A 3,022-nucleotide genomic window follows, 5' to 3' on the forward strand; every position below is an offset into this window, starting at 1 on the left:
CGGCGCCCCGGCCACCCCCGCCCCGGGCGGCACCACAGCCACGGCGCCGCGCCAGGACGACACCACCCCCGAGGACCCGCACGGCCGCCGCGCCTGACGGCCCCGGACACGACGGAGCCCCCGGACCCGCGGTCCGGGGGCTCCGTACTGCGCGCCGCCGGGGCGGCTCAGGTCTCCTGGAGCTGCGGCAGCACCTTCGTGCGGTAGAAGTCGAAGAAGCCGCGCAGGTCGGGGCCGATCTGGTTGACGTAGACGCGGTCGAAGCCGGCGTCGGCGAACTGCTTCAGCTCCGCGACGTGCTCGTCCACGTCCTCGCCGCACACCCGGTTCTCACGCACCATGTCCTCGGTGACCAGGGTCTGCGCCTGCTCGAAGTGCTTCGGCGAAGGCAGCACCTGGCCCAGCTCGCCCGGCAGCAGCTCGTTGGCCCACAGCCGGTGCACGGTCCGCACCGCCGCGTCCCGGTCGGTGTCGTAGCAGACCTTCGTGCCCCCGCTGACCAGCTTGCCGCCGCCCCCGCCCTTGCGGTACTGCTCCACCATCGAGGCGTCCGGCATCATCGTGATGTAGCCGTCGCCCACCCGGGACGCCAGCTTGGTCGCCGCCGGGCCGAAGCCGGAGATGTCGATCGGGACGGGCTCGTCCGGGACGGTGTACAGGCGGGCGTTCTCCACCGTGTAGTGAGTGCCGTGGTGGTTGACCTCCTCGCCGGTGAACAGCCGGCGCATGATCAGGATGGCCTCCTCCAGCATCTCCAGGCGCACGTGCGCGGCCGGCCAGGCGTCGCCGAGGATGTGCTCGTTGAGCGCCTCGCCGGTGCCGACGCCGAGCCGGAAGCGGCCCTCGGTCATCACCGCGCTGGTCGCCGCCGCCTGGGCCACCACCGCCGGGTGGATGCGCACGGTCGGGCAGGTCACCGCCGTCTCGATCGGCAGCGACACGGCCTCGGACAGCGCGCCGATGACCGACCACACGAAGGGGCTCTGCCCCTGCTCGTCGTTCCACGGGTGGTAGTGGTCCGAGATCCACAGCGCCTGGAACCCGGCCTGCTCGGCCATCCGCGCCTGCTCGACGAGCTCCGCGGGACCGAATTGCTCGCAGGAAAGGAAATAGCCGTACTCGGGCATGGGCTGCCTCCAGGACATGGGGCGGGTGGGTCCCGGCCCGAGTACCCGGGCGCCGGTCCGGAAACCGGCGGCGGGGGCGCGGGCGCGCCCCGCCCGGACGTTTGGGGGCCCTGGTCAAGGGGACGCGGAAAGCTCACGAGGTACGCGACAGCCCGGAGGCGAACCGTGAGCCGACCCCGCATCGTGATCGTCGGTGCCGGCTTCGCCGGGTACCGGACGGCCCGCACCCTGTCCCGGCTGACCCGGCACCAGGCCGACATCACCCTGCTCAACCCGACCGACTACTTCCTCTATCTGCCGCTGCTGCCCCAGGTCGCCGCGGGCATCCTGGAACCGCGCCGGGTCAGCGTGTCCCTGTCGGGGACCCTGCCGCGCGTCCGGCTGGTGCTCGGCGAGGCCGACGGCATCGACCTCGACGGGCACGCCGTGCACTACACGGGCCCCGAGGGAGAGAAGGGCACGCTGCCCTTCGACCGGCTGGTGCTCGCCGCGGGCAGCGTCAACAAGCTGCTGCCCATCCCCGGCGTCGCCGAGCACGCCCACGGCTTCCGGGGGCTGCCGGAGGCGCTGTATCTGCGCGACCACGTGACCCGGCAGGTGGAGCTGGCCGCGTCCTCCGCCGACCGGGCGGAGTGCGCCGCGCGGTGCACGTTCGTCGTGGTCGGCGCGGGCTACACCGGCACGGAGGTCGCCGCGCACGGTCAGATGTACACCGACGCACAGGTCCGCAAGCACCCGATGCGCACGGGCATGCGGCCCCGCTGGATGCTGCTGGACGTGGCGCCGCGGGTCCTGCCCGAGATGGACGAACGGCTCTCCCGCACCGCCGAGCGGGTGCTGCGGCAGCGGGGCGTCGACGTGCGGATGGGGACCTCGGTGAAGGAGGCCACGCACGACGGGGTCGTGCTGACCGACGGCACGAGTGTCGACACGCGGACGCTGGTGTGGTGCGTGGGCGTACGGCCCGACCCGCTCGTGGAGTCCCTGGGGCTGCCCATGGAACGCGGCCGGCTGCTGGTCGACCCGCACCTCCAGGTGCCGGGGCGGCCCGAGCTGTTCGCGTGCGGTGACGTGGCGGCGGTTCCGGACCTTGACAAGCCGGGCGAGTACACGCCGATGACCGCGCAGCACGCGTGGCGGCACGGCAAGGTCTGCGCCCACAACGTCGCCGCGTCGCTGGGCATCGGCGGGGAGCGGCGGCCCTACCGGCACCGTGACCTGGGCTTCGTGGTGGACCTGGGCGGCACGAAGGCCGCGGCCAACCCGCTCGGCGTTCCGCTGCCCGGCCCGCTCGCCGGCGCGGTCACCCGCGGCTACCACCTCGCGGCGATGCCGGGCAACCGTGTCCGGGTCGCGGCGGACTGGCTGCTGGACGCGGTGCTGCCCCGGCAGGCGGTGCAACTGGGCCTCGTACGCTCCTGGTCGGTCCCCCTGGAATCGGCATCCCCTGAACTGGCCCGGATCCCGGCGGGTTCGGCCCCCCGGCAGACGGGAGCGGCGGCCCCCGACGACAAGCCCACCGGGGCTGCACCCGACAGCGAACGGCCGCAGAGCCGGCGGGGCGCTGAGCCGGCGAAGCGCCAGTCCGGCGGTGAGGCGGCCGAGGGCCGTCCCGGCGGTGGACCGGCCAAGGACCAGTCCGGCGGCGGTCCTGCCAAGCAGGGGTCCGGCGGTGCGGCGGCCGAGGGCCGGCCCACCGGCGGTCCGGCCCAGGGCGAGTCCGGTGGGGAGCCGGTCACGAACCAGCCCGGTGGCGGATCGGCGCGGAGCCGGCCGGGCGACGAACCGGCGAAGAACCAGCCCGGCAGCGGACCGGCCAAGGGCCGGCCCACCGGCGGACCGGCCGGGCAGGCGTCCGGCGGCGCGGCGGCCGGGAGCCGGCCCGGCGCTGAGGC

2 protein-coding genes are annotated in these 3,022 nt (G+C 74.7%); one reads left to right on the forward strand and one right to left on the reverse strand.

Going from position 1 to position 3,022, the window contains the following annotated elements:
- Nucleotides 1-167 precede the first annotated feature (167 nt).
- Nucleotides 168-1,127 carry an LLM class F420-dependent oxidoreductase gene (locus GTW67_RS23770; RefSeq protein ID WP_161166836.1) on the reverse strand — a complete coding sequence of 320 codons (960 nt, stop codon included), beginning with the start codon at nucleotides 1,125-1,127 and terminating at the stop codon, nucleotides 168-170.
- Nucleotides 1,128-1,292: 165 nt separating this feature from the next.
- Here GTW67_RS23770 and GTW67_RS23775 point away from each other — a divergent pair.
- Nucleotides 1,293-3,022, forward strand: a 1,730-nt coding sequence (locus GTW67_RS23775) for an FAD-dependent oxidoreductase (RefSeq protein WP_161166835.1), incomplete at its 3' end; no start/stop codon positions are given.

Source organism: Streptomyces sp. SID5910 (genome assembly GCF_009862125.1).
Classification (GTDB): Bacteria; Actinomycetota; Actinomycetes; order Streptomycetales; family Streptomycetaceae; genus Streptomyces.

Excerpts from the sequence above, each read along its gene's own strand:
- GTW67_RS23770 (WP_161166836.1), bottom strand. The coding sequence starts at position 1,127 with ATGCCCGAGTACGGCTATTTCCTTTCCTGCGAGCAATTCGGTCCCGCG.